The organism is Methylobacterium sp. ap11, assembly GCF_900110515.1.
GTDB lineage: Bacteria > Pseudomonadota > Alphaproteobacteria > Rhizobiales > Beijerinckiaceae > Methylobacterium > Methylobacterium ajmalii.
The window spans coordinates 154,513-180,674 of the sequence record NZ_FOEB01000008.1; the positions used below are offsets into that span (position 1 = coordinate 154,513).

Sequence of the window (26,162 nt, forward strand, 5' to 3'; positions counted from 1 at the left end):
ACTCACGTACTGATTCGGGATCCGCAGCTGCGGCGATCCGCCTCAAGGAAGAGGGCCGATGCCAAGCTTGCTTATTATGAGCGAGGAACGTCGTGGGCGGGCGTGGGGTTCCGCGCAAAACTGCCCGGATGCTCGGCAGGACCGCCTGTGAGGCCGCCGGAGCGAGGACGGGATCAGTCCGCCTTGCGCCGCCGCCGGGTCGCGCGGATCGTCTCCAGGGTCACCGGGCGGAAATCCCGGGCATCGACGCCGACGTCGTATTGCCGGGTCGCCGGCGTGAGCTTGCCGTGGGAATGGCCGTGCAGGTTCACGACCCCGCGGCCCATGCGGTTCCAGGTCCGAAATGCGTAGTGGCACAGGACGAGGTGCTGCCCGTCGACGTCGATCTCGGCGTAGTGGGCGGTGGTGAGCCAGCCCGGCGCGTCGAGCGTCGCGGGCCCGTCGTTGTTGCCGACGATCAGGTGCTTGTGCCCGTTCAGGGCCGCGAGCAGGGCCCGCACCCGCTCCGGCGGCGGTCCGAGGGCGAAGTCGCCGAGATGCCAGACCGTGTCGTCCGGCTCCACCACGGCGTTCCAGTTCTCGACCAAAGCAGCGTCGTGGGTCGCGAGGTCGGGGAAGGGCCGGCGATCGATGCGCAGCACCCGCGGGTCGCCGAAATGGGTGTCGCTGGTGAAGTAGATGGTCATGTGACGGAGGTCGTCCTGCGCCGGCCGGGCGCCCGGCACAGGCCGGGCCGCTGACCGGAAGACCCGGCGCGCGCGACCGGGTTCCGGTCGCGCGCCTTAGGCTGATGGCCTCAGTTGAACCGCACCGGCAGGGTGAAGCTCTGCTGCGCACCGGTGAATTCCGGCGGGGCCGGCGGCAGGCTGCCGGAGGCCGCCGCCACCGCGGCGGCGTCGATGCTGCCGTTGCCGCTGCTCCCGGCGAGGGATGCGCCGAGAACCCGGCCGGACCGGGAGACGGTGAAGCGGACCGTCGCGGTACCGGCCGCCCCGACGCTGCGGGCGCGGCCCTGGATCGCCCCGCGCACCATCGCGCCCCACATCCGGGCGGCGTTGGCGCTCGCGGCCGCCGAGGCGCCGCTGTCGTTCATCCGCGAGGCCGACGCGGCGGCGCGGCGCTGGCGAGCGGCTTCCGCGCGGCGCTCGGCCGCCTGCTCGGCCTCGCGCTTGACGTCGCGCGTGGGCTTCGGCGGCGGCTTCTTCGCCTCGACGGGCTTCGGCTTCTCGACGGGCTTCGGCCGCTCGACGGGCTTGGGCTTGGCCACGGGCTTCGGGACCGGCTTGGGCTCCGGCTTGGGCTCGGTCACCGGGCGGGCCACCACGGTCGCGGGAGCGTCCTGGGCGGTCGAGGTGACGACCTGCTCCTCGGGCTCCTGCACCGCCTCGGTCACGGGCTCGGGCGGCTTCTCCATCGGGACCGCCTCGGCCGGCACCGGCTCGACCGGGGTCTCCTGCGGCGTCTCCTCCACCTTGGTGTCGGGCGGCGGCGGCGTCTCGACCGGCACGGTGTCGGAGGGCGGCTCGGCCGTCGGCACCGTGGTCGGCGGGGTCACGTCGGTCGGCGTCGGCGTGCTCTCGCTGTCCTTCGACTCGTTCGGCACGTCGACCGCCGCGAGGTCGGGCGCCAGATCGATGGTGATCTCGTTCTCGCCGGGCGGGGTCGCGGGGCTGCGCCAGTAGGTGAGGGCGAAGAGGCCGGCGGCATGGAGCGCCAGCGCCACCAGGAAGGCGGCGCCGAGGCCCGTCCCCGGCTCGCGCGGCTCCGGCGCGTCGGTCGTCACGGTCTGACTCATCGGATCAGCGCGGGGCGGCCGGGGCGGGCGCGGCGGCGGCGGCCCCGCCCGACGGCGCGTTGGCGATCAGCGAGACCTTGGCGAAGCCGGCCTGGCCGACGAGGCCCATCACCTCCATGACCTTGCCGTAGGGCACGTCCTTGTCGCCGCGCACCAGCACGGTCTGGCCCGGATCCTCGGCGGCCGCCTGCTTGAGGCGCGCGAGCGCCGTATCGGCCGGCAGCGCCTCCTTGGCCAGGAAGGCCTGGCCGTCCTTGTCGACCGAGACGACGACGGGCTTCTTCGATTCGGCGCTCTTGGCCGCCGCGGTCTTCGGCAGCTGCACCGGCACGCCGACGGTCATGAGCGGCGCAGCGACCATGAAGATGATCAGGAGCACCAGCATCACGTCGACCATCGGGGTGACGTTGATCTCGGACATCGGCGCGGCGTCGAAGCCATCCTCGTCGCCGGCGCCGCCCTGCACAGGTCCCATACCCATCTGGCGGGCCTCTCCCGGAGCCTGCCGCGACGGGGCAGGCGAAGTCGTGAAACCAAGGGGCGCGGGGGATTTCCCGCGCCGGCTCGCGCCGCGCCTACTCGGCGGCGGCGCTGCGGGCGTGGTGGCCGCGGTCCCGGGCCAGCCGGTTGCCGAGGATGCCGATGCCGGAGACGAACGAGGCCTGCACCTTGGCGAGGTCGGTCGAGAACTTGTTGTAGGCGAGCACCGCGGGAATCGCGACGACGAGGCCGATCGCGGTGGCGAACAGCGCCTCGGCGATGCCCGGGGCCACCACCGCGAGGCTGGTGTCCTGGCTCTTCGCGATCGACGAGAACGAGTTCATGATGCCCCAGACGGTGCCGAACAGGCCGATGAACGGCGCCGCCGAGCCGGCGCTGGCCAGGAACGGCAGGCCGATCTGCAGACGCTTCAGGTCGAGGGTGAGGACGGCCCGCATGGCGCGCTCGATGCGCTCGCGCCGCTCGGCCCGGGTCTCGCTGGCGTCCTGGTCGCGCCAGGCTTCCTGGGCGGCGCCGACCACGCGGGCGGAGATGCCCGAGCGCGCCTCCGGCATGCCGCCGCTGGCGACGAGGCGGGCGAAGGCCTTGGCCTGGCGGCGGGCGCCGGCGATGCGCACCACCTTCTCGATGATGATCGTCCAGGAGACCACGGAGGCGAGGACCAGGAGGATCATCACCCCCTTCACGATCGGGTCGGCCTGCAGGAAGAGGCCGAGGAAGGAGAAGTCGTGGCCGGCAGTCGCGGCGGGCGCGGTGGTCGGATCCATCTCGGCGGTCTCCGGGAGAAAGGATGAGGGGAAAGCGGCGGTCAGCGCACGAACGGTGCGGCGCCCTTGGCGGAGGACGGCTCGATGCGATCGAGGCAGGCCTCGCGGGTCAGGTCGTGACCCGAGGGCTCCTTGCCGTCGCAGGCCGCCACGTCGTTGAGCAGCACCCGGCCGACCTGGGGGCAGGGGGTGGGGGCGATCTCGAACTGGCGGAGCGCCGTCTTGCGGGCCGGCACCGGGCCGAGCTCGACCATGCTGCGCTTCTGCACCACGCCGTCGGTGTCGAAGGCGTAGAGGTCGAGTCGCAGCGACTTGATCGCGCCGCCCTTGCCGTTCTCGACGATCATCACCGCCTTGCAGGCCTCGCCGGCGGTCTCGAGCTTGTTCAGCTCGACGCGCAGCGGCGTGCCGGCGCCGGCCGGGGTGACGGCCGCCTGGGTCACGGCCGCAGGGGCCGCGGCAGGGGCTTCGGTCGCGGCGGCGGGGTGGGCCGTCGCGGCGGCGAGCAGCACCAGCGACGGCACGAGGCGAAAGGCCAGGCCGGGGGAACGGCCCCGGCGGCGCGGCAACCCTTGCGTCAGCACGTCTCGAACTCCTCTGGACGGCGAACACGAACGGGCCGTCCCTGCGCGCGCCGTCGTCCCGGGCGGGCGACGGCGCGACGCCGCTCGCGGCTCCCGCTCCGGTTCGTCGGACAAGGCCGGTTCCGGCCCGGGAAAGCCCCGGACCGCCGACACGACCGAACTAGCGAGGTGGCCGGGCGGGATCAAGGCCGCCGCAGAAACTCAGAGGAATTCCAATCTGTTACAGAGGCCCGGGATAATTCGGCAATTCGGCTGCCGGCCGGCCTCTACTTCTTGGTCGTCTCGGCGGCGGACTCCGGGGACTTGGCCGGCGCCTTGGGCTCGGCCGCCTTGCTCTCGGAGTTCTTGCTCTCGGACTGCTTGCCGTCCTGAAGCTTCGGCTTGCGCGCCTCCTCGACCGCCTCGGCCTTCTCCTCGTCGGTGTCGCCGCCCTGGTCGATCGCCCGCTCGGGGTTGGCGATCAGCCCGCGCAGGACCGCCAGGACCCGGGCGCAGACCTCCGGGTGCTTGTAGGTGTCGAGCACCACCGCGGCATCGCGCAGGGTACGCAGGTCGCGCACGGCCTGCTCGTTCGCGGGCTTCTTCAGTTCGGACGACTTGGCGATCACGTCCTCGAGCCGCAGGCCGACGATGTCGCAGGTCGCGCTCGGCGCTGCCGCCGTCGGGGCGGGGGCCACGTCCTTGGGCGTGGCGTCCTTGGCGCCCGCGGTCAGGGCCTGGACGGCGAGGAGGCCGGCCAGGAGACCGGTCATGACGAGGGGCGCGCGCATCGGTGTCTGTCTCCTGAAGGGAAGGAACGGGTTTTCGGGTCGGGTCAGTGCCCAAGGATCCGGTTGGCGAGGGCCACGATCTGGCTCGGGCGGTAGGGCTTGGGGACGAAGACCGAGCCGGTGACGGCCTCGCCCGCCGGGAGGGTGTGGCGGCCGCCCGAGGTATAGACGACCGGCAGGCGCGGGCAGTGGCGCCTGGCGTCGCGGGCCAGCGCGACCCCGTTGGTGTTGCGGGCGAGGTCGATGTCGGTGAACAGCATGTCGACCCGCTCGGCCTGCAGGATGCGCTCCGCCTCGACCGCGTCGGCGGCGGTCAGCACGCGGTAGCCCTCGTCCGCCAGGGCCTCGGCGGCGATCTCGCAGACCATCGCCTCGTCCTCGACCACCAGGACCGTCTCCCAGGAGAGGGCGGTGGGCGGCACCATCGCCGCGTAGGCAGACTGGATCATGACGCAACTCGCTTCCCGGGAGGGTAGGGGCCGCCGGCTCGCCCGAGGTGCGGTCCGGCGACGGTTCGAGGGAAGAACCGCCGGAACCGCGGCCGTGTTCGGGGTCGATCCATCGAATTGACGGGGTTTGGTGAGCGAAGCCTTAACCCTGCGGGACGGCCGGTTAATGCCCGCGGGAACCGGCCCCGCCCGCGCGATCGAACCCCCGCGCACCCCCGTGTACCCTTGCGCGATGCCGTCCCGTGTGAGAGGCCCGCCCCTCCGGGTTCGGGAGAACCGGCCCCTCCCGCCCGGACGACGCCCCAGAGGTTCAGAGACGAGCGATGAGCGCCTCCGCTGCCCCCTCCCTCACCCAGCAGGTCACCGACGTGGCGGCCGGCGCCCACGTCATCGCGGCGCACTGGCTCGGCCGGACCCTCGCCCTGTCCCTCGGCGACGGGACGGTGCTGCTCGTCCACGAGGGCGGCGAGACCGCGCGGGTCGAGGCCCACCCCGAGGCCGGGATCCTGGTGGCGGCCGGCGACGGCAAGCGCCTCGTCACCGGGGGCGACGACGGCCGGATCGTCGCGATCAAGGCCGGCGGCACGGCCGAGACGGTCGCGACGGCGCAGGGTGCCGCCTGGATCGACGCCCTGGCGCTGCATTCCGACGGCGGGGTCGCGTTCGCGGCGGGCAAGCGCGTCGTCGCCCGCGACGCCAAGGGCCGCGAGAAGGTGTTCGAGGCGCCCTCGACCGCCCGCGGACTCGCCTTCGCGCCCAAGGGATACCGGCTCGCGGTGTCGCATTACGGCGGGGCGACGCTGTGGTACCCCAACCTCGACACCCCGCCCGAGCCCCTGACCTGGAAGGGCTCGCACATCGACGTCACCTGGTCGACGGACGGACGCTTCGTCATCACCACCATGCAGGAGAACGCCCTGCACGGCTGGCGCCTCCAGCCCGACCGCGGCCACATGCGGATGACCGGCTACCCCGCCAAGGTGCGCTCCTATGCCTGGTCCTCGGACGGGGACTGGCTGGCGACGAGCGGCGCCGAGGCCGTGATCGTGTGGCCGTTCGATTCCAAGGAAGGCCCGACCGGCAAGGCGCCGCGGGAATGCGGCGTGCGCCCGGCCCGGGTCTCGCGGGTGGCCTTCCACCCGAAGTCCCCGGTCCTGGCGGCGGGCTACGAGGACGGCTGCGTGCTGCTGATCCGCTTCACCGACGCCTCCGAGCTCCTGGTGCGCCCGGCGGTGCGGGGCAGCGCCGTGACGGCCCTGAGCTGGCACGCGGGTGGCGAGCACCTCGCCTTCGGCTGCGCCGACGGGCAGGCCGGCCTCCTCAGCCTGCCGCGCTAGGGGTCATGGGCCTCCTCGGCGCCTTCCGCCGACGCCCGGGGCCGGACGCGGCCGCGCGCGCCCGGGTCGCGGAGGCCGCCCGCCGGCTCGGCGGTCTCGGCCCCGAGGTCAGCCTGACGGTGAGCGAGATCGTCTGCGCCGATCCGGCCTGCCCGGGCACCGAAACGGTGATCCTGGTGATGATCCCGGGCGCCCGCTCGCGCGCCTGCAAGATCGGGAAGCCCCTGGAGACGGTCACGGACGAGGACGTGGCGACGGTGCTCCGACCGCCCGGGTGAGGCGCGCCCGCCTCAGTGTTGCGCTCCATCTACAGCGCACGAGCCGCCCTCTCGACTAGGAGGGGAGAACGGCGCCCGCCGGGCCGCCAGCCGGAAAAGCCGCCATGCCGCGCGCGACGACGCAAACCACCGATCCCGCCGTCGACGCGGCGGCGCTGCTGCGGCGCCTCGCCTTCTTCGGCCTGACCGTGGTGATCCCGGTCACCGCCCTGGTGTCGCGGCGCACGGTGGTGATCCTGGCACCGATCGGCATCGCGCTCCTGATCGTCGCCGCCTTCCTCGACGGGGCCCAGCGCCCGCTGGGCGCCGGGCTGGCGCGCCTCGGCGGCGCCCGGGCGATCCTGGCCGGCGTCCTCCTGCTCGGCTGGTGCGCGCTCTCGCTGGTCTGGACGCCGTTTCCCGGCCCGGCGAGCGAGCGCCTGCTCAACCTCGCCGCCACTTTGGGACTGACGGTGGCGGGCTACCTCGCGCTGCCCGACCGGATGCGCTCGGCCAACCTCTACCTCCTGCCGCTCGGCGTCGGCGCGGCGGCGATCGGGGCGATCCTCCTCGGCCTGTCCAGCGGCACCGCCGTGAGGAGCGCGCTCGAGGACGACGGCGCCCTCGAGCGCGGCGCGATGCTGCTCGCCCTGCTGGTCTGGCCCGCCGCCGCCTGGCTGCGCTCGCGCCGGCGCGACATGCAGGCCCTCGGCCTCGCCCTGGCGGTCGCGGTCGCCCTGGTGCTCTCTCCCGGTCCCGTGCCGCTGCTCGCCCTCGCGGTCGGGGCGGCGGCCTTCGCGCTGTCGGCCTGGCGCCAGGGGCTCGGGGTGCGGGTCACCGCGGGCGTGGCCGCGGGCCTCGTCGCGCTGGCGCCGCTGCTGCCCTTCCTGCTGCGGCCGCTGCTCACCCCGGTGCTCGGGCCGCTCCACCCGACGATCCTGTCGCTGAAGGCCTGGCAGCGGGTTGTGACGACCGAGCCGCTGCGCCTGATCACCGGCCACGGCCTCGAGACGGCCCTGCGCGGCAAGGCGATCGGCATGCTGCCGATCAACGCCCCGGCCTCGCTGCTGTTCGAGATCTGGTACGAACTCGGCATCGTCGGCGCCTTCGCGGCGGCCTTCGTGCTGTGGAACGGCATCCGCCATTCCGGCCGCGAGCACCCGGTGCTGACACCCGGCGCGATGGCGACCGCCGCCACCGCCTTCGCCTCCGCCTGCCTCGGCATCGGCACCACCGCGAGCTGGTGGTTCACCAGCGTGACCGTGGTGGTGCTGGTGTTCATCGCGGTGGAGCGCGGGCAGTTCCGCACCAGCCGCCCGAAGGCGAGCGCCCTGCCGCCGCGCAGCGCGGCGTAGCCTCAGGCGTCCGCGCCGCCCGGTACGGACCGGGCGCTCCGGTCGGCGAGCCAGGCCCGGGCCGCGTCGAGGGTCGGGAAGGCGGGCGGGCGCGGCTCGCCGGAGATCGGCCCGAACCCGGCCTCCAGGAACCAGTGCCGGCCGACGCCGAGTTCGCCGTGCAACTCGGGATCGAGCAGCGTCAGGACGCCGATCAGGCGCCCGTCGCGATAGGCCAGGCGGCCCTCGCTGTCGCTGCTGCCGGTGTCGATGCGGATGGGGTCGAGGATGATGCGGCTGGACATGTCGGGGATCGCGGTGACGACCGGATCGCCGGTCCGTCCTCGCCGATAGGGGAGGCCCCCGCTCGCCGGCAATCGCCTCGCCGTTATACTGCCCTGGGGCATAATCGAGCCGACAGGACGCTGGTCCGGGTCCGAAACGGTCGCCGCACCAAGGGCTTGGGCCGGCGCAGGCGCGCGATCTAACGCCGCTTCATCCTAGAACGTCAGAACTAGGCCCGTCCGGCGCGGACGCGGTCGGCCTAGCCCACGCCCGGCGACATCACGCCTCGGCCGCCGCCTCGATCGCCGCCATGTCGTCGTCGGACAGGCCGACATGGTGGCCGATCTCGTGCACCAGCACATGGGTCACGAGGTGGTCCAGGGTCTCGTCGTGCTCGGCCCAGTAGTCGAGGAGGGGCCGGCGGTAGAGCCAGACCATGTTGGGAAATTGCCCGGTGGCGAGATGAAGGGCGCCGCCGCCCTGGGCCAGGCCGGTGCCGCGAAACAGGCCGAGGAGGTCGAACTCACTCTCGCAGCCCATCTCCTCCAGGGTCTCGTCGTCGGGAAAATCCTCGACGCGGATCACCACGCCGTCGCACAGGGCCCGGAACCCCTCCGGCAGGCGCGCGAAGGCCGCCTCGGCCAGGGCCTCGATGGCGGCGAGGTCGGGGGCCTTGCGTCCGCTCCAGTCGGTCTGGGGCATCTCGTCTCCGGGCACGGGTCTCACCACAGCTGCAATTGCCGGCCGAGCAGGAAGGCGAGCCCGGCGAGCGCCACGGCGCCGAGCCCGCGGCCGATGCGCCGGCCCCAGATCTCCACCGGGTCGTCGGCGTCCGGCCCGCGACCGTGCGGGTCCCGCCCGGGGCGCTCCTGTGGGCTCACGCCGCCAGCGCCGGGGCGACCCGGTCGGTCAGGAAGCCCGCGAGGTCGTTGGTGATGTGGTCGATATGGGGCGCGCGCACCGCCTCCTGCTCGAAGCTCTCGCGGAACGGGTCGATCGTGCGGGGCACCACCAGCACCGTCGCCATGCCGAGGTCGTGCGGGACGACGAGGTTCTTGGCCATGTCCTCGAACAGGGCCGAGCGCGTCGGGTCGACCCCGTGGCGGTCGAGGAACTTCTCGTACGCGCTGCGCTCGGGCTTGGGCACGAAGTCGGCCGCCGCGATGTCGAACACGTCCTCGAAATGGTCGAGGATGCCGAGCTTCTTCGCCACGTTCTCGGCGTGCCGGCGCGAGCCGTTGGTGAGGATCAGCTTGCGGCCGGGCAGGCTCTCGATCGCCAGGCCCAGGCCCGGATCGAGGGCGATGCTCGAATGGTCGATGTCGTGGGCGAAGTCGAGGAAGTCGTACGGGTCGATCTTCCACTCGGCCATCAGGGCGCGCAAAGTCGTGCCGTAGCGGTGATAGAAGTATTTCTGCAGGGCGCGGGCCGAGATCCCGTCGAGGCCGAACAGGTTCATCACGTAGAGCGTGATGCGCTCGTCGACCTGCGGCCAGACCCGGGCGTCGTGGGGATAGAGCGTGTTGTCGAGGTCGAACACCCAGGTATCGACCCCGGAGAAGCCGCGGGCCTCGGGCGCAGTGAGGTGGCTCTCGCCTGGCAGCAGCAAGGGACGATCCGGCGACGGGGGCCCCACGGCCCCGGGCGCCTAGATTAAGCGAGGCGGGGCGGAAGGGAAGACGAAAGAAGGCTCTGACGGACCGGGCGGCCGCGAGGGGCGGCTGCCCGGTCGTCCGGTGGCGTGTCAGGACCGGCGGATCAGGGTGCCGGCGCCGTAATCGGTGAACAGCTCGAGCAGCACCGCGTGCGGCACCTTGCCGTCGAGGATGACCACCGCCTCGACGCCCTGCTCCAGGGCGTAGATGCAGGTCTCGATCTTCGGGATCATGCCGGCCGTGATGGTGCCGTCGGCGATGAGCCGGCGGCAATCCTCGATCGACAGCTCCGGGATCAGCTTCTTGTTCTTGTCGAGCACGCCCGGCACGTCGGTCAGCAGCAGCAGGCGCTTGGCCCGCATCGCCCCGGCGATCGCCCCCGCGAAGGTGTCGGCGTTGACGTTGTAGGTCTGGTTGTCGGCACCGACCGCCACCGGGGCGAGGACCGGGATCAGCTCGGCCTTCAGCACCGCGTCGAGCACCGTGCGGTCGACGTGCTCGGGCTCGCCGACGAGGCCGAGATCCACGTGGCGCTCGATGTGCGAATCCGGGTCGGTCACCGTGCGGGCGGCGCGGCGCGCCCGCACCATGTTGCCGTCCTTGCCGCACAGGCCGATCGCCTTGCCGCCCTCGGCCGAGATCCAGCCGACGATCTGCTTGTTGATCGAGCCGGCCAAGACCATCTCGACCACCTCGACGGTGGCCTCGTCGGTGACGCGCAGGCCCTCGCGGAACTCGGACTTGATGCCGAGCCGGTCGAGCATGCGGCCGATCTGCGGCCCGCCGCCGTGGACCACCACGGGCTTGAGGCCCGACTGCTCGAGGAGCACGATGTCCTCGGCGAAATCCTCCGCGGCGGCGCGGTCGCCCATGGCGTGGCCGCCATACTTGATGACGACGACCTCCTCGTCGTAGCGCTGCATGTGCGGCAGCGCCTGCACCAGCACCTCGGCCCGCACATGGACGTTGGGCAGCTGGACGTCGGGCTGCTTGTCCGCTCCGGAATCGCTCATCGCGGCGGGTTTCCTCTCGCTAGGTCGGGCCGCGGCGCGGAAGGCGGGCGCGCGGCCGGGGCAAGGTTCGGCCGCGGCACGCGGCCGGGACGGCGCGGGTTTCTACGCATCATCGCGCGGCCTGTCACACCGAAATCGCACGGTCGCGCGCTTCCGGGCGACGGCCATGCCCCGCAGGGGATCGCCGGCATCCGGCGGGGGTTCTGGCGGGCCAGCACGACGGTTCGATGACGGGAGCCGGCCCCGGTTCGCGTCGGTTGCATTTTACGGGAAATTTACCACGTCCGGCACAATCTGGGGACGGTTTCACGGATGCCGACGATGCGCCCCGCCGATCTCCTCCTGCCGCGCCCCGCCCTCACCAACCCGGCGCTGCTCGCCGCCACGGTGAACTCGCTGAGCGACCGCGCCGCGAACCGCCAGGACCTCTGGCGCCTGCTCACCGACAGCTACACGGTCGACCTCGACGCCGTCGCCGCGGTGCTGCCGCGCCGGGAGCCGGAGCCGGCCTGGTTGCCGGCCAAGCGCTGAGCCGGACGCCGGACCGTCAGCCCGCCACCCGCAGCACGTCCCCGGGCCGCACCTCCCCGCCCGACACCACCTCCGCGTAGACCCCGCAATCGGCGTGGCCGAGGCCCTTCTGCAGGGCGTTCGGGATCGCGAGGTCGCGCTCGCCCGTGACGGGGTCGACGTTGGTGGCGGCGCAGCGCACGATGCGCTTGGTCACCTTCAGCCGCAGGCCCCCGTCGGTGACGAGGCCCGACCCGACGAGGTCGAGCTCGGCGAAGGCCGGCAGCCCGGTGACGTGCAGGTTGCCGCGAAAGCGCAGGGGATCCACCGGCGCCCCGACCATGTCCTCGACCGCCGCCACGCTCGCCAGGTTGATGAGCGAGACGTAGCCGCTGCGCGAATCGGTGAAGCGATAGCCCTCCGGCGCTTCCAGGACCTTCGGCGGGCCGCGCAACTCCTTCGGTAGGAAGCGGCGAAAGAACGCCTCGATGGCGAGCCGGCCCTCCCGCGTGGCGAGGTCGCCCCGCGCCGCCTCCCGGTCGCCCTCGCGGATCGTCAGCACGCCGGTGGTGTCGTCGTAGGAGGTCTGCAACCGGGCCAGGGCCTCGTTGCGCATCAGCATCAGATACTTGATCTTCGGCTGGTGCACCGGGGCGGCGGGGTCGAAGCCGCTCGGGCCGTTCTCGACCGCGAACAGCCGGTCGCCCGGGAAATAGTTGCCGGCCGTGAGGGCCGCCGCCGTCAGCGGCTCGGGCGAGAGGCCCTTCACCGGATAGCGGTGAAGGGCGGTGACGGTGAGGGCAGGGCTGCTCATGGCTCCTGCCTAGCGCGATTGGCCGCCGCAGGGAATCGGGCCCGGCCAGCGACCTTGCAGCCATCCGCGCACCGCATATCCCGCAACCGTGAAATCGGCGGGCCCGCCCCTTGTGTTACCGATATGTCACACCACATGGAGTGGGCCGGCAGCTTCCTGGAAGGGCCGGCGCCCGGCGCGCGACGACCGCGCGAGGGCGAACCCTTCGGTCCCCCGATGCCTCGTCGCGAGGGTGGGAGGGATCGGCCAAGGAGGAGCGAATTCATGAACTTCGAAAAATACACCGAGCGGGCTCGGGGCTTCGTGCAGTCGGCGCAGTCGCTGGCCCTGCGCGAGGGCCATCCGCAGCTGTCGCCCGCCCACGTCCTGAAGGTCCTGCTCGACGATCCCGAGGGCCTGTGCGCGGGCCTGATCGACCGCGCCGGCGGCCAGTCGCGCGTCGCGCTCGCCCAGACCGAGGCGTGGCTCGCCAAGCAGCCGACGGTGTCGGGCGGCGCCTCGCAGCCGCAGGCGACCCGCGAGCTGATGCGCCTGTTCGACACCGCGGAAAAGGCCGCCGAGAAGGCGGGCGATTCCTACGTCACCGTGGAGCGCCTGCTGCTGGCGCTGGCGGTCGAGAAGGACACCGATGCGGGCAAGATCCTGGCCCAGGCCGGCGTCACCGCGGCCTCGCTCAACGGCGCCATCAATGCGCTCCGCAAGGGCCGCACCGCCGACAACGCGACGGCCGAGAACGCCTACGACGCGCTGAAGAAATACGCCCGCGACCTCACCGAGGCGGCCCGCGACGGCAAGCTCGACCCGGTGATCGGCCGCGACGAGGAAATCCGCCGCACCATCCAGGTCCTGTCGCGGCGCACCAAGAACAACCCGGTGCTGATCGGCGAGCCCGGCGTCGGCAAGACCGCCATCGTCGAGGGTCTGGCGCTTCGCATCGTCAACGGCGACGTGCCGGAATCGCTTCGCGACAAGCAGCTGCTCGCCCTCGACATGGGCGCGCTGATCGCCGGGGCGAAGTATCGCGGCGAGTTCGAGGAGCGGCTGAAAGGCGTGCTCTCCGAGGTCACCGCCGCGGAAGGCCAGATCGTCCTGTTCATCGACGAGATGCACACGCTCGTCGGCGCCGGCAAGGCGGACGGGGCGATGGACGCCTCGAACCTGCTCAAGCCCGCGCTCGCCCGCGGCGAATTGCACTGCGTCGGCGCGACCACGCTCGACGAGTACCGCAAGCACGTCGAGAAGGACGCGGCGTTGGCCCGCCGCTTCCAGCCGGTCTTCGTCTCGGAGCCGACCGTCGAGGACACGGTCTCGATCCTGCGCGGCATCAAGGAGAAGTACGAGCAGCACCACAAGGTGCGGATCCAGGATTCGGCGCTGGTGGCGGCCGCGACCCTGTCGAACCGCTACATCACCGACCGCTTCCTGCCCGACAAGGCGATCGACCTCGTCGACGAGGCGGCCTCGCGCCTGCGCATGCAGGTCGATTCGAAGCCCGAGGAGCTCGACAACATCGATCGTGAGATCGTGCGCCTGAAGATCGAGGGCGAGGCCCTGAAGAAGGAAACCGATTCCGCCTCCCGCGACCGCCTGCAGCGGCTGGAGAAGGAGCTCGGCGACCTCGAGGAGCAGTCGGCCTCGATCACCGCGCGCTGGAAGGCCGAGAAGGACAAGCTCGGGCGGGCAGCCGAGCTGAAGACGAAGCTCGACGCGGCGAGGAACGACCTCGCGGCGGCGCAGCGCCAGGGCCAGTACCAGAAGGCGGGCGAGCTCGCCTACGGCATCATCCCGGGCCTCGAGCGGGAACTCGCCGAGATCGAGGCTCGCGGCGCGGATGGGTCCCGCGGCAACGGGTCCGGCATGATGGAGGAGGCGGTGACGCCGAGCCACGTCGCCGGGGTCGTGTCGCGCTGGACCGGCGTGCCGGTCGACAAGATGCTGGAGGGCGAGCGCGAGAAGCTGCTCGGGATGGAGGCGGCGTTGGGCAAGCGCGTCGTCGGCCAGACCGAGGCGGTGGTGGCGGTGGCGACCGCTGTGCGGCGCGCCCGCGCCGGCTTGCAGGACCCGCACCGGCCGATCGGCTCGTTCATGTTCCTCGGCCCCACCGGCGTCGGCAAGACCGAGCTGACCAAGGCGCTCGCCGGCTTCCTGTTCGACGACGACACCGCCCTCGTGCGGATCGACATGTCCGAGTACATGGAGAAGCACGCGGTGGCCCGCCTGATCGGCGCGCCTCCGGGCTATGTCGGCTACGAGGAGGGCGGCGCGCTGACCGAGGCGGTGCGGCGCCGGCCCTACCAGGTCGTGCTGTTCGACGAGGTCGAGAAGGCGCATCCGGACGTGTTCAACGTCCTGCTGCAGGTCCTCGACGACGGCCGGCTCACCGACGGGCAGGGGCGGACGGTCGATTTCCGCAATACGCTCATCGTCATGACGTCGAATCTCGGCTCCGAGTACCTCGTCAGCCAGCCGGAGGGCCAGGACACCGACGTGGTGCGCGACGACGTGATGAACGTGGTCCGCTCGCACTTCCGGCCCGAGTTCCTGAACCGGGTCGACGAGATCATCCTGTTCCACCGCCTGCAGCGGCAGGAGATGGGGGCGATCGTCGACATCCAGCTCGGGCGCCTGGCCAAGCTGCTCGAGGATCGCAAGATCACCCTCGACATCGAGCCCGACGCCCGCGCCTGGCTCGCCGACAAGGGCTACGACTCGGCCTACGGCGCGCGCCCGCTGAAGCGCGTGATCCAGAAGGCGGTGCAGGATCCGCTCGCCGAGCAGATCCTCGCCGGCCGCGTCCATGACGGCGAGACGGTACCGGTGCGCCTCGGCCCCGCCGGCCTGTTCATCGGCGACCAGTCGGCCTCGCCGGACGAGCGCCGGCCGGCCCATGCTCTGCTGAACTGACGACCGTGGGGCCCGCTTCCCCGGAGGAGGCGGGCCCTTTCTCTCCACAGGATGCCGTGTCGTCGATTGACCGATTTTACCCCACTCTCGACCTCATCCTGAGGTGTTGGCGATCGCAGATCGCACGCGATCGAAGATCGGCTGACCTCGAAGGATGAGGTGAGTGGGTAGGATGCCGGTTGTCATGTCCAGTTCTCAGCAGCCGAGCTGCCTCGCCAGATCCGCCAGATCCGATGCCGCAACATCCACCGGCACCAGGGGCGCCGCCTCGCCGGTGCCCGGGCCGCTCTCGCCGGGCCGTGCGACATGAGCGGTGGCAAGGCCGCAGGCCGCCGCCGCCGCGAGATCCGAGGAGTGGGCGGCCACCATCATCACCTCGCCGGGCGGCAGCCGCAAAGCCTCGACGGCACGGAGATAGACGGCGGGCTTCGGCTTGTAGTCCTGGGCGAAGTCCGCCCCGAGCACCGCGTCCCAGGGCAGCCGGTTGCGGCGGGCCTGCGCGATGGCGAGGCGGACATGCGCGTTGGAGCAGGGCGCCAGCAGATACTTCTCACGCAACCGGGCAAGCGCATCCGGCACCTCCGGCCAGGCATCGAGCCGATGCCAGGCGAGCACCAGTTCGTGGCGTACCTCCGGCGGCACCGTCTCGGCGAGGTGCAGGCCGGCGAGCACGCCCTCCAGGCTCTCGGCATGCAGGGTATCGAGGTCGGCGTAGCTCCGGGCGCCCTGGCGGATCGGCTCCATGCCGGGCTGGTAGCGGTCGCGCCAGGCCCGGGCGAAGGCGGCGCCGTCGAGGTCGGGCCGGAAGGGTGCGAGGAGCCGCACGGCCTCCCGGGCGACGCCGCCGTGCCAATCGAGGAGGGTGCCGAACACGTCGAAGATGAGGGCCTGGATGGCCATGCGGATCGCCTCCCGGATGGTGTGTCGTCGCCCCGGGTTATCGGCCCCGTGGCCCGCGCTTCAAGGCCGCCTCCCGCGATGCATCACCTTCGGGTGAGCGGGGCCGGACGGCCACCGGGATCGAGGGGGCATTTACCTCCCGTTAACGACGCCCGATGAGCATGCCCGGCATGTCGAGCCGCCGCAAATCACCCCCGCCTTCCGAGCATCGCGATGCTCCTCGGAACACCGTTCTAAGGGACGAGATCGAATACCTGAGACAAAGGTCGCGCGCTCGTCCCACCCTCATCGAGGAATGGGCTCAGGATGTGCAACGAGATGATTCGGCCGAGCGGGCCGTGACGCGACTGGCACGGCTGAAGGCCAGCGGCAAGATGTAAACTAGACTTCGCGCGCACACACGCGGGCGGCGAAGTCGCGCGCGCTCATTCCCGCATCGGGATGCAGGGCCGCATCTGGCTCGGGCGAAGGCCGGATGGACATATCATGAACCGTCGAAGACTGGACGGTTCATCGTTTTGTTCAGTCTGGTACTGGACGAAGATCGCACCCGCGGCCCGGCTCGACCGGCATGCAAGCTGCCGGGAGCCGGTGCGTCGCCGCGGCCGCTCAGCGCCGGCGCACGAAGCCGACGATGTCCTTCACGGCGGCGATGTTCGGCGCGGCGATCGCCTCGGCGCGGGTGGCGCCGTCGGCGAGCACCGCATCGATGTGACCCGGATCGGCGACGAGGCGCTTCATCTCGGCGCCGATCGGCCCGAGCTTCGCTACCGCCAGGTCGACGAGCGCGCCCTTGAAGGCCGAGAACTGGGCGCCGCCATACTCGCGCAGCACGTCCTCGCGGCTCACGTCGTTGAGCGCCGCGAAGATGCCCACGAGGTTGTCGGCCTCCGGCCGCTTCTCGAGACCGGCGGTCTCGGAGGGGAGGGGCTCGGCGTCGGTCTTGGCCTTGCGCACCTTCGTGGCGATGCCGTCCGAATCGTCGGTCAGGTTGATGCGCGAATAGTCAGACGGGTCCGACTTCGACATCTTCTTGGTGCCGTCGCGCAAGGACATCACCCGGGCGGCCGGCCCGCCGATCAGCGGCTCGGTGATCGGAAAGAACGCCTCGCCGTAACCCTGCTGTTGAATCGCACCAGCAAAGTCGTTGTTGAACTTCTGGGCGATGTCGCGGGTCAGCTCGAGGTGCTGCTTCTGGTCCTCGCCGACGGGAACGTGGGTGGCGCGGTAGGCCAGGATGTCGGCCGCCATCAGCACGGGATAGTCGTAGAGGCCGATGCTGGCGTTCTCCCGGTCCTTGCCGGCCTTCTCCTTGAACTGCGTCATGCGGTTGAGCCAGCCGAGGCGGGCGACGCAGTTGAAGATCCAGGCGAGTTCGGCGTGCTGCGGCACCTGGCTCTGGTTGAACACCACCGAGCGGGCCGGATCGATGCCGGCGGCCAGGAACGCCGCGGTGACCTCGCGGATCTGGCGCGTCAGCTCGGCCGGGTCCTGCCACACGGTGATCGCGTGCAGGTCGACGACGCAGTACAGGCAGTCGAACTGCGCCTGCATGGCGACGAAGCGCTTGATGGCGCCGAGATAGTTGCCGAGGTGCAGGTTTCCGGTCGGCTGGACGCCGGAGAAGACCAGTTCCTTGAACGCGGGCATCGTGAGTTCGTCGTCCCCTGGCCGAGGGCTGTCACAGTCCCGCGGGCGCGGCGTTCTGGACCGTTCCGGAAGGGGGGTCAAGCACGCCGATCAGGGGTGCAGCGCGACCGCACCGTCCGGCCTGCGGGCCTCGGTTCGGGCCTGGCCGGTGGGGCAGAGATCGAGCACGGCGCAAGACCCGCAGGCGGGGTTGCGGTGGAAGCAGCAGCGCTGCCCGTGCAGCATCAGGATCTCGTGGTTGTCGTAGAGCTTCTGCGAATCCCAGTCCGCCGGCAGTTGCGCCCGCAGGAGGGCATGGGAGGGGCCGACATCGACCTTGGGGCCGATCAGCCCGGTGCGTTGCGCCACCCGGTGATGGTGGCTGTCGACCGGGAGCGCCGGCATCCGCAACGCGCTGAACGACAGGACCGCCGCGCTGGTCTTCGGCCCGATGCCGGGAATCGCCTCGAGCCAGGCCCGCGCCTCGGCGACCGGCATCTCGCGCAAGAAACCGAGATCGAGGCTCCCGGCCCGCGCCTGCACCGCGCGCAAGACCGCCTGGATCCGCGGCGCCTTCAGCTCGGGCCAGGTGACGCCCGAGATCAGCGCCTGGACCTCCTCGGTCGGCGCCGCGATCAGCGAGTCCCAGTCGTTGAAACGCGCCCGCAGCGCCTTGAAGGCGCGGCCGGAATCGGCGTTGCGGGTGCGGTGCGACAGGAGCGAGGAGATCAGCTCGCTCACCGGGTCGAGATCGTGGAAATAGGGGATCGGGCAGCCATAGACCCCGCACAGGCGGCGGTGGATGGCCAGTGCTTTCTCGGTCAAGGCCTTGTCGGTCACGGCCTTCTCCGGCAGGTTGGCAGGTGCGGGGCTCATGACGGGATGAATCGCCGAAGTCCTGCACCCGTTCCGGCTGCGGCACCGCGCCCCGCTCAAGACTGGTCCGACGTCGCCCCGCCTGTCGTGGTCCCGTCCTTCTTGCGCTCGTAGCGCAGCAGGAGCGGCGTCTGCGCCAGCGCGAAGGCGATCGTGAGCGGCATGATGCCGAACACCTTGAAGCTGACCCAGAAATCCGTGGTCTGGGTGCGCCACACCACCTCGTTCACGGCCGCCAGGAAGAAGAAGAACAGCCCCCAGCGGAAGGTCAGCTTGCGCCAGCCCTCCTGGGTGAGGTCGAACACGCTGTCGAGCACGAGCGCCAGCAGCGGCCGGCCGAAGGCGAGGCCGCCGAGCAGCACCGCGCCGAACAGGCTGTTCACGATGGTGGGCTTGAGCTTGATGAACACCTCGTCGCGCAGGAGCAGCGTCAGGCCGCCGAACACCACCACCACGACGCCGGAGACGAGCGGCATGATCGGCAGCCGCCGCACCCAGACGTAATGCACTGCGAGCGCCACCAGGGTCGCGACGATGAACAGCCCGGTCGCTACGAACAGGCGCTGGTCGGCGGCAAAGCCGAATTTTTCCGCGTAGGCGTTGCCGAAGAAGAAGACCCCGAGGGGGCCGAGTTCCAGGGCGAGCTTGGCGAGCGGCGGCAGGTGGGTTTGGGGCGGGACGGCTTCGATGGGCATGGGGCGGGGGCGACGCTCCTGTCTCGCGCGCGGACGGCCGGGATCCCGTGCAGGTGGGTCCGCACGGTGCCGCACGCAACGGGAGGCGAGGCCATAGACCGGCGCGGCCGCGCCGGCCATCCCCCTCACCCGCGGCGCACCGTCAGGGCGTGACGCTGTCGGGGCGGAGCGCCGCGGTGCGGCGGCGTTCGCAGGCGACCTTCAGGTAGGTCTCCTGCCCGCGTAGGAAGCCGCTGCGCGCCGCCAGGGTCTCGCCCTGCATCAGGCAGGCGATCGGCGTCGGCGCGGGGGCGACCGCGACGTCCACGGCCGTCTCGCGCGAGCAATCCGGGGCCGCCAGGGTGCTGACGCAGACCAGCGCCACGGTGAGGAACTCCGCCATGCCACCTCCACCGGCCACCTCGTGCCATCGGGACGGGCGGGGGTCCGGGCCGGAGGGACGCACGCCGTCCCGGCAGATCAGCGATTCGCGTGCCAGGATCTGACAGAGCGGAAGAACTGCGACCTCATGTTGCAGCGCAGCACCACGCCGCCGGTTCGGGGCGGGTCGTCCCACCCGCCGTCGCGGCTCCGCCGGTGCCGCGGCACAAGTCTAGACCCGCATGCCTGCACCGCCCAGGACCTTCGGCTCGCCCTTGGACATAGATCGCTCGGCCGATCTTTCGTTTCCTTACGCTAACGCCAAAGATCACAGGACGCGAGACCGCTGCGTTCGATACTCGACTGTTCGCACGGTGGCGTGTTCGGCGATCGACGATTCGAGATCGACCCGAGCGTGCGGGCCCGCCTGTGGATCCGCGAGCCGTTCCTGTCGGTCGACTACGATTTCGGCAAGCACGTCGTCCACGGGCACACGCCCTGCTACGAGGGCGTGCCGGGCCGCCACCCCTACCGCACCAACCTGGACACGGCGCCCTTGCGGACGGGCCGCCTGACCGCGGCGGTCTTCGACCAGGCGAACCCCGGCCCGGTCGCGTTCCTGCAATCCTGACTCGCGCCTTGCGACCGCGCCGGCCCCGGATTTTGCGCCTTGACGACGGACCGGCCAGGGGTTCTATAGACCCGCCTGTCGCGCGCGCCTCGCGCTCGGGCATGAACAGCTTGCAAATCAACGGCTTGCAGGCTCTCGCCGGTGTAGCACAGCGGTAGTGCAGCGGTTTTGTAAACCGAAGGTCGGGAGTTCGATCCTCTCCACCGGCACCATCTAAACCATTGGAAAATCAAACGATTAGGCCCGTCAGAGGCGTCACTATACGCATCTAAGGCCCTATCCCGTCGGCACGAAATCCGGCACATTCTGTTCCGCAGACGTTCCGCTCTCCCTTCGATGAGCAGCTAAGTCGGCCCCAAGGCGTAAAATCGGGGCCGCACAAAATCCGGCACAGCATGACCCCATTCCCGACACCGTCCTCACCTGGTCCCGCAGTCTCGCCAGCCTCTCCCCTGGCGTCGTCCCGTGCCGCGGGCTCCGGCCCGACGAGTGGCGTGAGACGCACCGGCGCTGCGGCGAGTTCGTGGAGCGCTGGGGGATGCAGGCGCACGCGGCGGGATGGGATACGCTCCGGCTGTTCGGGGTGCACCCGGAGCTCGGCACGATCCGCGGGGACTACAGCGGGATCCTCGTGACGCTCTCGGTCGACATCCACGAGGTCACGCCCGAGTGGATCAAGCTCGGGAGGTGGACCGCCTACCGGCACGAGCCCGTGAAGATGCCGGGGATGGTGCCGATCTGGGAGGCGAAGCGATGACCGGCGGCGAGGCCTACAAGCAGAAGCTCCTCACCGAGGACGCGCTCAACGCGGCGGTCGCGGCCTACCTCGCGGACCCATCGGCGCCGGCTGTGCTCGAGATCGGGACGGGCCGCATTGACGTCGCTGCGGCCGTCCTGGCGCACGCCTACGCCGTCGAGGTGCTGGGGCGAGAGGACGTGACCGGGCCGCAGAAACGGAACGCGGTCAGGACGGCGGTGCTGCTGGCGCTGGTCTAAGCGGCCCGGCCCATAGACGGGCCGGAACAAGCCCAAATCGTAGGTTGAAAAAAAGAAGCCGGGCGCTTGTGCAAGCGGCCCGGCTTCGTCCACCATCGGAGATGCGACTCAACCAATTGGAGGCATCATTATGGGCGCACCCGATCCGACAGTCAAAGCCCAACCCGCGGTACGGCGGTTGCATTTCGCTGCAACAAAAGCGCTGTAGTACTGTGCCATCAAATTTGATTCACGCTGCGAAGCGCATCCTAAATCAATCGTGCCTTTTTGGGTATGCTTTCATAATCCAGATGAGCGTAACGACAATGGCAATTGCGGATAGTCCAGAGGCCGAAAGCAATATCACAAATGCAGCCTCAATAGTCACGCTCGGCCTCGATGGTTCCACTTGGGACAAATTGATGCTTTGGGCATTGGCTGTGGCTGCTCTAGCGGCAGGCGCTGTCGTCGTCACGACAGGCGGATCAATTTTAACGCACAAACGTGAAGCTGAGGCCGCTGAGCACAGTCTAGAACGTTACAAGGAGACTGTCGCCGGAAAAGTGGCTGAGGCCCACAAGGCAGGTGTCGAAGCTGGCCGTGCAGCGGGTGGTGCCGCAGTCAAGGCGGCTGAGGCAAATGAACGCGCAGCCAAACTCGAAGCAGCGAACCTCGCACTGGAAACCCAGATCCAACCCAGGCGATTTACAAGCGTCAACGGGCAACAGGTTGGCGCTCTTAGGCCATTTGCAGGGCAAACCGTTTGATAAAAATTTATCAGATGGATGCAGATGCTGCCATTCTTGGGGGTCAAATTATTGATATATTCAAGCAGATCGGATTTAATATTATCGACAGGCGTATGACAGATGGTTCTATCGGCGGTATCGCACTAGGCATTTTAGTTTCCGGGTCGAATCAAGCTCTCAGAGATGCAATAATAATGACATTCAATCAGGTTGGATTGAAGTCGACAGTAGGTTCTCCTCCGCCAGCAGCAGGAATATTTGTTGGAGATCCGAATGAAACGGGGGACGTGAACATTTTTATTGGCGTTAAGCCGCCGGTCTGAGGCATGACCCCCACCACTTACCTCGCCCTCACCTCCGTCCTGGTGCTGGCCTGCGCCCGGGCCGCGGTGGCGGGCCTGAGGCGGGCGGCGCGGCGGCTGGACGGGAGGAGCGGGCGGTAAGCCATCCTCCCGCCGATCCTCAGCCTCTCGACGTCATCGCTCGCGAACTGCATGAGCACTCCCGGCAGCGGGTGACATGGTGGCCGGCATGGGAAGACCTCGACATGACCGACCCGTTCGAGGCGGGGCTGATCCGGTCGGCCTATGATCGGGCCCGGGCCTTCGTGGAGATGCACGGCGGGGATGCGAGGTGAGGCGAGGCCGCAACCCGCGCTGGGCCTACGACGAGGACGGTCGCGAGATCGCGCCGCCCACGGTCGCCAAATGCCGCGCGCAGGGCGAGACCACGATTGCCGCCCACTGCCACGACTGCCGCCACCAGGCGATCGTCGCCACCGACCGCTTCCCGCCAGACCTGCCCATCCCTGACATCGCGCTCCGCCTCCGCTGCTCGGCATGCGGCGGCAAGCGCATCGGCGTGATGAAGGATATGAAGGCGCACTACGCGCGCCTCACCGCCGAGACCGGGTGGCAGATGGTGGTCCGGCCGATGCCGGGGCTGCCGGATCCTGACGCCTGACCCTCGTCATCGGCCGGGACGTGCTGTGGCCGGAGGGGTGGGGCCGGGCAGCAAAGGGCCCGCCGAGGTGTAACCCGGGCGGGCTCATGGGTCTTTCGTGAGAGGAGGCCAAACTGCAATCGGCTTCCCTGATCTTAGGGTCCTATGGTAGGCAGCCATCTTTATGGGCCACCGCAGTCAATGGTGCTTGAAAATGAAATATGCAGCTGTGTGTGCTCATGTTAAAGACGAACAAGATATCATTGGTGAATGGATTGCTTTTCACATTGCTTCCGGCTTTGAGCATGTGTATATCATTGATAACGGCAGTTCAGACAATACTAGAAAAATAATTCAGTCTTATGAGCAAGATGGCAGAGTAACATATCTGTTCCAGCCTACTGGGACTCCAGCAGATTTTTCGACGTTATTTATAAAGAATTATGGTGAGAAATATAGATGGATGGCATTCATTGATGCGGACGAATTTTTGTATCCTAGTGCCGGCGGTGATGTCAGGGCGGCCCTTTCTCAATATGAGGACGTCGCTGGTGTAGGCATTTATTGGCAGATATATGGCTCTAGTGGGCACAACACCAAGCCCGAAGGCTTGACTATTGATAATTTCACCAAGCGGGCACGGCCTGATTATTACTTGCACCGCCATGTAAAGTCCATCGTTAATCCCGCCAAGGTAATACAACCATTGGGTTCTCACATATTTAAGCTCGACGGCATTTTTGTAGACGAGCAGCATAGGCTTCTACATGATGGCCCTCCGCACGGCTATTATGACGAAATGTCGCCATCTCATAGCATTTTGCGAATTAATCACTACCATGTTAGATCGCGCGAGCAATACGATCGCAAACGCAAGCGCGGTTATTTTGGCGTCGATGATAGCAAGCTTCAGGCAAGCGATGAAAGATTTGAACACATGTGGCAAGCCCACGATATGAATGACGAATATGATGATAGCGCGAAATATTATCGCAATCTAGTAAATTTTTACATGCGTAAATAATAGTATATGGTAGCCCGCACGTCATAGGTTTTAAATCGTGCGGGCTAACAAGAACTAATATTTTTTAGCGAAATCCAGGCAAGTACACTGCGCCAACAACACCCTTCGCTGTCTTATCTTTCTCTACCCTAAGGATTTCTTGGTCAATGGCGAAGAGTGGCTCTGCATAGGCATTTGGGTCCATCAAAAACCCGGCCTCTTTCAGGAGGTCGACAGCGCCTGTAGCTGTCAAAGTAGCGCTTTTATCAGTGTAGGTGATGGTGATTTCATTTGGCATGCGTCGCTGCTCGGACATCGATGGCCTCCGTTACCCGAGCCGGTATAGGCTGAAAGTCTAGATCGCGCACGCAAGAAAAAACCCCGCTCGGCGGCTGCCGGCGGGGCTCACCGGATCGCCGACACGCACGGCACCTCGCTCAACCGCGTCGTGAACCGCGGCGAGCATCAGCGGTAGAGCTCCGTCTTCGACCACTTGCGGTGCGCGCAAAAAGCGCAGGAGCCGTAAGGGCCCGGTCCTGTTGTCCGACGCAACTCTCCAACCTTCACGGGCAGGCAGGACAATGGTCGAGCCGCGGGTTCGTATGCTGGTCGTCTTCTACTCGCGCACCGGGTCCGTCGAGGCCCTGGCGGTAGCCGCTGGAGAAGCAGCGCGCGAGGCCGGTGCCGAGGTGCGCCTGCGGCGTGCGCGCGAGGTCGCCTCGGCCGAGGACATGTCCAAGGTCGAGGGGTGGCGTGAGGAGGCTGACCGCCAGAACGCCCTCTACCCGGAGCCGACGCACGAGGATGCAGAATGGGCCGACGCGATCCTGTTCGGGACACCGTCCTACTTTGGGGCGCCGGCTACCGAGTTGAAGAACTTTCTCGACCGCCTCGGCCCGCAATGGAAGCGTGGCACCCTGTCGGGCAAGGTCGGCGGCGCGTTCGCCGCTGCATCCTGGCCGCATGGTGGCTCGGAGGTAGTGACGCTGGCCCTCTACGCTCCGATGGCGCACCTCGGCATGGTGATCCTACCGACGGGCTACACCGACGAGGCCATGCTGGAGGCAGGCTCACCCTATGGCGCTTCGACGATCGTGGGCGGCAAGAAGGGAAAGCCGCGCCAGGAAGATCTCGATGCCGCGCGCCACCAGGGGCGGCACACGGTCGCGATAACTCGGGCGCTTGTCATCGCTGATGAGATGCCGAGCCGTGCCAAAGCCGAGACTTCGAAGGCGTAAGCCGGCAAGTGAGCTGCCGGCCTAACCGGCAGCTCCACCGATCGCGCTCACCGCTGGGATCTCATGGAGCCTGATGGTGTAGCGCGGCGAGCGCATCTCGAACTTGGTCGACGAGGCCCGGCTCATCGCACGAGGCTCGCGCGGGACTTCACGTGGTGCCAGCGTACCGAGAACAGCAGCACGCCCCAGAGCAGGCCCTCCTCCAGGTCCTCCAGGGCGAATTCCTGATCCATCTCCGGGTTGTCGAACGTGAGGGACAGCCGGTTGCCGGTCATCACCAGGCGCTTCAGGCTCATCTCCCCGTTGACCACCGCGACCACCACCACGCCGGAAGAGGGCCGCAGCGACCGGTCCACGATCGCCAAGTCCTCGTCGTGGATGCCGGCGCCCTTCATGCACCAGCCGCGCACCCGCCAGATAAAGGTGGCGAGCGGGTTCGGCACGAGCCAGCGCGGAAGCTCGAGCGCGCCTTCGATGAAGTCCTCGGCTGGGCTCGGGAACCCGGCGCAGAGCGTCGGGAGCATGAACGGGATCCGCACGAGCCCGCTGTCGTCCGCCGCCTCCGCACCGACCCGATAGAGACTCACGCGCGCCCTCCGTATTAGAACAGAAAGAGAACAAATAGGCCTGAGGTTCCCGGTCAAGGCCGAGCTTCGGGGCCGAGTGGCCGCGCCTACGCGAATCGATAGTCTCGTAGCTCGCTCGCAACCACAGAAGCGCGAGAACTGTTTCGAAAATAGGCCAACCGGCTTGACGGTGCCGTTATGCTGATCCGACCCGTGTGCCACTTTTTACACTGTTGACTGACTGCAAATTCCAGACTCGCTCTGCCTTCACCAAGCGTATGGCGTGTGGGGAGATGCGTCTGCCGGCACAAAAGCCCACCAACGTCAATGCATGAATAATTTCCGATGTAAAAATATCACATTTCGTATATAATACAACTTGCATGCTCGTGCTGGTTGACGCGGCCTGGATTTTTGCTAGCTGTTGCTCGTTAACATCTATCTGTAAAAGTAAAGGAATCAATAACAATGGGTGATGTGACGCAGCGTACCGGATTTACTGATAGTCCTTTCTTTAATAGGACGATATATCCGATCGAAAATATTGTAGGCACCGGATCTTTTGAGTACAATATAGCAAGCGGGGCAGGGTCTGCAGTTTCCGCACCCCTTAGCTCGACATT

32 protein-coding genes, 1 tRNA gene and 1 pseudogene are annotated in these 26,162 nt (G+C 68.5%); 14 read left to right on the top strand and 20 right to left on the bottom strand.

Translation table 11 applies throughout. The features are described from left to right. Positions 1-173: 173 nt before the first annotated feature. The 7 genes from BMX97_RS14145 to BMX97_RS14175 all read right to left on the bottom strand — a co-directional run bounded on the left by BMX97_RS14145 (position 174) and on the right by BMX97_RS14175 (position 4,866). Complete coding sequence (locus tag BMX97_RS14145; RefSeq protein ID WP_091751070.1) at positions 174-686, bottom strand: metallophosphoesterase family protein; 513 nt, start codon at positions 684-686, stop codon at positions 174-176. A gap of 110 nt (positions 687-796) precedes the next feature. Next, positions 797-1,783 carry a TonB family protein gene (locus BMX97_RS14150; protein WP_244538424.1) on the bottom strand — a complete coding sequence of 329 codons (987 nt, stop codon included), beginning with the start codon at positions 1,781-1,783 and terminating at the stop codon, positions 797-799. Positions 1,784-1,799: 16 nt separating this feature from the next. Then, positions 1,800-2,276, bottom strand: a complete 477-nt coding sequence (tolR, locus tag BMX97_RS14155; RefSeq protein ID WP_060845850.1) for a protein TolR — start codon at positions 2,274-2,276, stop codon at positions 1,800-1,802. Between the two features lie 94 nt (positions 2,277-2,370). Next, entirely contained in the window at positions 2,371-3,063 is a 693-nt protein-coding gene (locus BMX97_RS14160; RefSeq protein ID WP_060845851.1) for a MotA/TolQ/ExbB proton channel family protein, read from the bottom strand. 41 nt (positions 3,064-3,104) lie between these two features. Then, positions 3,105-3,647: a Tat pathway signal protein gene (locus BMX97_RS14165; protein ID WP_244538425.1), complete on the bottom strand. Its 543-nt coding sequence runs from the start codon at positions 3,645-3,647 to the stop codon at positions 3,105-3,107. A gap of 266 nt (positions 3,648-3,913) precedes the next feature. Next, the gene (locus BMX97_RS14170; RefSeq protein WP_177202220.1) at positions 3,914-4,417 is read right to left on the bottom strand and encodes a photosystem reaction center subunit H; all 504 of its coding nucleotides are present in this window, start codon (positions 4,415-4,417) and stop codon (positions 3,914-3,916) included. A 44-nt stretch (positions 4,418-4,461) separates the two neighbouring features. Beyond that, positions 4,462-4,866, bottom strand: a complete 405-nt coding sequence (locus BMX97_RS14175; protein WP_091751079.1) for a response regulator — start codon at positions 4,864-4,866, stop codon at positions 4,462-4,464. Positions 4,867-5,189: 323 nt separating this feature from the next. Between BMX97_RS14175 and BMX97_RS14180 the strand changes: the two genes are divergently transcribed. The 3 genes from BMX97_RS14180 (at position 5,190) to BMX97_RS14190 (ending at position 7,815) form a co-directional block, all read left to right on the top strand. Then, positions 5,190-6,203 (top strand): WD40 repeat domain-containing protein, encoded by a 1,014-nt coding sequence (locus BMX97_RS14180; RefSeq protein ID WP_091751082.1) that lies wholly within the window; start codon positions 5,190-5,192, stop codon positions 6,201-6,203. A 5-nt stretch (positions 6,204-6,208) separates the two neighbouring features. After that, a complete protein-coding gene (locus tag BMX97_RS14185) occupies positions 6,209-6,481 on the top strand; it encodes a hypothetical protein (protein WP_091751085.1) in 273 nt (90 codons plus the stop codon). Positions 6,482-6,585: 104 nt separating this feature from the next. Further along, on the top strand, positions 6,586-7,815 hold the full coding sequence (locus BMX97_RS14190) for a peptide ABC transporter permease (RefSeq protein WP_091751088.1): 1,230 nt from the start codon (positions 6,586-6,588) through the stop codon (positions 7,813-7,815). Between the two features lie 2 nt (positions 7,816-7,817). Here the strand turns inward: BMX97_RS14190 and BMX97_RS14195 are convergent, their stop codons facing one another. The 5 genes from BMX97_RS14195 to argB all read right to left on the bottom strand — a co-directional run bounded on the left by BMX97_RS14195 (position 7,818) and on the right by argB (position 10,747). Further along, entirely contained in the window at positions 7,818-8,099 is a 282-nt protein-coding gene (locus BMX97_RS14195; protein WP_091751091.1) for a hypothetical protein, read from the bottom strand. Between the two features lie 259 nt (positions 8,100-8,358). Beyond that, positions 8,359-8,781 (bottom strand): metallopeptidase family protein, encoded by a 423-nt coding sequence (locus tag BMX97_RS14200; RefSeq protein WP_091751094.1) that lies wholly within the window; start codon positions 8,779-8,781, stop codon positions 8,359-8,361. A 20-nt stretch (positions 8,782-8,801) separates the two neighbouring features. Then, entirely contained in the window at positions 8,802-8,960 is a 159-nt protein-coding gene (locus tag BMX97_RS32865) for a hypothetical protein (RefSeq protein ID WP_177202221.1), read from the bottom strand. After that, a complete protein-coding gene (locus tag BMX97_RS14205; protein ID WP_060845858.1) occupies positions 8,957-9,688 on the bottom strand; it encodes a pyrimidine 5'-nucleotidase in 732 nt (243 codons plus the stop codon). The genes BMX97_RS32865 and BMX97_RS14205 overlap by 4 nt, the downstream gene beginning before the upstream one ends. Positions 9,689-9,823: 135 nt before the next feature. Next, positions 9,824-10,747, bottom strand: a complete 924-nt coding sequence (argB, locus tag BMX97_RS14210) for an acetylglutamate kinase (RefSeq protein WP_060845859.1) — start codon at positions 10,745-10,747, stop codon at positions 9,824-9,826. Positions 10,748-11,068: 321 nt separating this feature from the next. On the opposite strand from argB, the gene BMX97_RS14215 reads away from it, so the two are divergent. Continuing rightward, positions 11,069-11,278, top strand: coding sequence for a hypothetical protein (locus tag BMX97_RS14215; protein WP_060849203.1), 210 nt, complete (start codon positions 11,069-11,071; stop codon positions 11,276-11,278). A gap of 16 nt (positions 11,279-11,294) precedes the next feature. Here BMX97_RS14215 and BMX97_RS14220 read toward each other — a convergent pair whose 3' ends face one another. After that, positions 11,295-12,071: an MOSC domain-containing protein gene (locus tag BMX97_RS14220; RefSeq protein ID WP_091751097.1), complete on the bottom strand. Its 777-nt coding sequence runs from the start codon at positions 12,069-12,071 to the stop codon at positions 11,295-11,297. Positions 12,072-12,335: 264 nt separating this feature from the next. Here BMX97_RS14220 and clpB point away from each other — a divergent pair, with 264 nt between their 5' ends. Then, a complete protein-coding gene (gene clpB / locus BMX97_RS14225) occupies positions 12,336-14,975 on the top strand; it encodes an ATP-dependent chaperone ClpB (protein WP_091751100.1) in 2,640 nt (879 codons plus the stop codon). A 195-nt stretch (positions 14,976-15,170) separates the two neighbouring features. On the opposite strand, the gene BMX97_RS14230 is transcribed toward clpB, so the two are convergent. The 5 genes from BMX97_RS14230 to BMX97_RS14250 all read right to left on the bottom strand — a co-directional run bounded on the left by BMX97_RS14230 (position 15,171) and on the right by BMX97_RS14250 (position 19,457). After that, positions 15,171-15,875: a haloacid dehalogenase type II gene (locus BMX97_RS14230; RefSeq protein WP_091751103.1), complete on the bottom strand. Its 705-nt coding sequence runs from the start codon at positions 15,873-15,875 to the stop codon at positions 15,171-15,173. 609 nt (positions 15,876-16,484) lie between these two features. Then, positions 16,485-17,525: a tryptophan--tRNA ligase gene (gene trpS / locus BMX97_RS14235; protein ID WP_091751106.1), complete on the bottom strand. Its 1,041-nt coding sequence runs from the start codon at positions 17,523-17,525 to the stop codon at positions 16,485-16,487. 90 nt (positions 17,526-17,615) lie between these two features. Then, positions 17,616-18,380: an endonuclease III domain-containing protein gene (locus tag BMX97_RS14240; protein WP_091751109.1), complete on the bottom strand. Its 765-nt coding sequence runs from the start codon at positions 18,378-18,380 to the stop codon at positions 17,616-17,618. Between the two features lie 56 nt (positions 18,381-18,436). Next, a complete protein-coding gene (locus tag BMX97_RS14245) occupies positions 18,437-19,075 on the bottom strand; it encodes a septation protein A (RefSeq protein WP_091751112.1) in 639 nt (212 codons plus the stop codon). A gap of 142 nt (positions 19,076-19,217) precedes the next feature. Beyond that, positions 19,218-19,457, bottom strand: a complete 240-nt coding sequence (locus BMX97_RS14250) for a hypothetical protein (RefSeq protein ID WP_091751115.1) — start codon at positions 19,455-19,457, stop codon at positions 19,218-19,220. 402 nt (positions 19,458-19,859) lie between these two features. Between BMX97_RS14250 and BMX97_RS32870 the strand changes: the two are divergent. The 8 genes and pseudogenes from BMX97_RS32870 to BMX97_RS14280 all read left to right on the top strand — a co-directional run. Then, positions 19,860-20,066 (top strand): annotated as a pseudogene (locus BMX97_RS32870) (serine/threonine protein phosphatase); the annotation flags it as partial. Positions 20,067-20,203: 137 nt separating this feature from the next. Continuing rightward, positions 20,204-20,278 (top strand) — tRNA-Thr (locus BMX97_RS14260). Between the two features lie 326 nt (positions 20,279-20,604). Continuing rightward, entirely contained in the window at positions 20,605-20,823 is a 219-nt protein-coding gene (locus BMX97_RS32875; RefSeq protein WP_177202223.1) for a hypothetical protein, read from the top strand. Next, entirely contained in the window at positions 20,820-21,062 is a 243-nt protein-coding gene (locus BMX97_RS14270) for a hypothetical protein (RefSeq protein WP_091751118.1), read from the top strand. The genes BMX97_RS32875 and BMX97_RS14270 overlap by 4 nt, the downstream gene beginning before the upstream one ends. A gap of 305 nt (positions 21,063-21,367) precedes the next feature. Then, positions 21,368-21,808 (top strand): hypothetical protein, encoded by a 441-nt coding sequence (locus BMX97_RS32065; protein WP_143074619.1) that lies wholly within the window; start codon positions 21,368-21,370, stop codon positions 21,806-21,808. Positions 21,809-21,822: 14 nt separating this feature from the next. Then, positions 21,823-22,113, top strand: a complete 291-nt coding sequence (locus BMX97_RS32070; RefSeq protein ID WP_143074620.1) for a hypothetical protein — start codon at positions 21,823-21,825, stop codon at positions 22,111-22,113. 310 nt (positions 22,114-22,423) lie between these two features. Continuing rightward, positions 22,424-22,753: a hypothetical protein gene (locus BMX97_RS14275; RefSeq protein WP_244538426.1), complete on the top strand. Its 330-nt coding sequence runs from the start codon at positions 22,424-22,426 to the stop codon at positions 22,751-22,753. Positions 22,754-22,946: 193 nt separating this feature from the next. After that, positions 22,947-23,756, top strand: a complete 810-nt coding sequence (locus BMX97_RS14280; protein ID WP_177202224.1) for a glycosyltransferase family 2 protein — start codon at positions 22,947-22,949, stop codon at positions 23,754-23,756. 64 nt (positions 23,757-23,820) lie between these two features. Here BMX97_RS14280 and BMX97_RS32075 read toward each other — a convergent pair whose 3' ends face one another. Further along, the gene (locus BMX97_RS32075) at positions 23,821-24,051 is read right to left on the bottom strand and encodes a hypothetical protein (RefSeq protein ID WP_143074621.1); all 231 of its coding nucleotides are present in this window, start codon (positions 24,049-24,051) and stop codon (positions 23,821-23,823) included. A gap of 286 nt (positions 24,052-24,337) precedes the next feature. Between BMX97_RS32075 and wrbA the strand changes: the two genes are divergently transcribed. Further along, a complete protein-coding gene (wrbA, locus tag BMX97_RS14285) occupies positions 24,338-24,973 on the top strand; it encodes an NAD(P)H:quinone oxidoreductase (RefSeq protein WP_244538427.1) in 636 nt (211 codons plus the stop codon). Between the two features lie 122 nt (positions 24,974-25,095). On the opposite strand, the gene BMX97_RS14290 is transcribed toward wrbA, so the two are convergent. Continuing rightward, entirely contained in the window at positions 25,096-25,560 is a 465-nt protein-coding gene (locus BMX97_RS14290; protein WP_091751126.1) for a LexA family protein, read from the bottom strand. Positions 25,561-26,162: the final 602 nt, after the last annotated feature.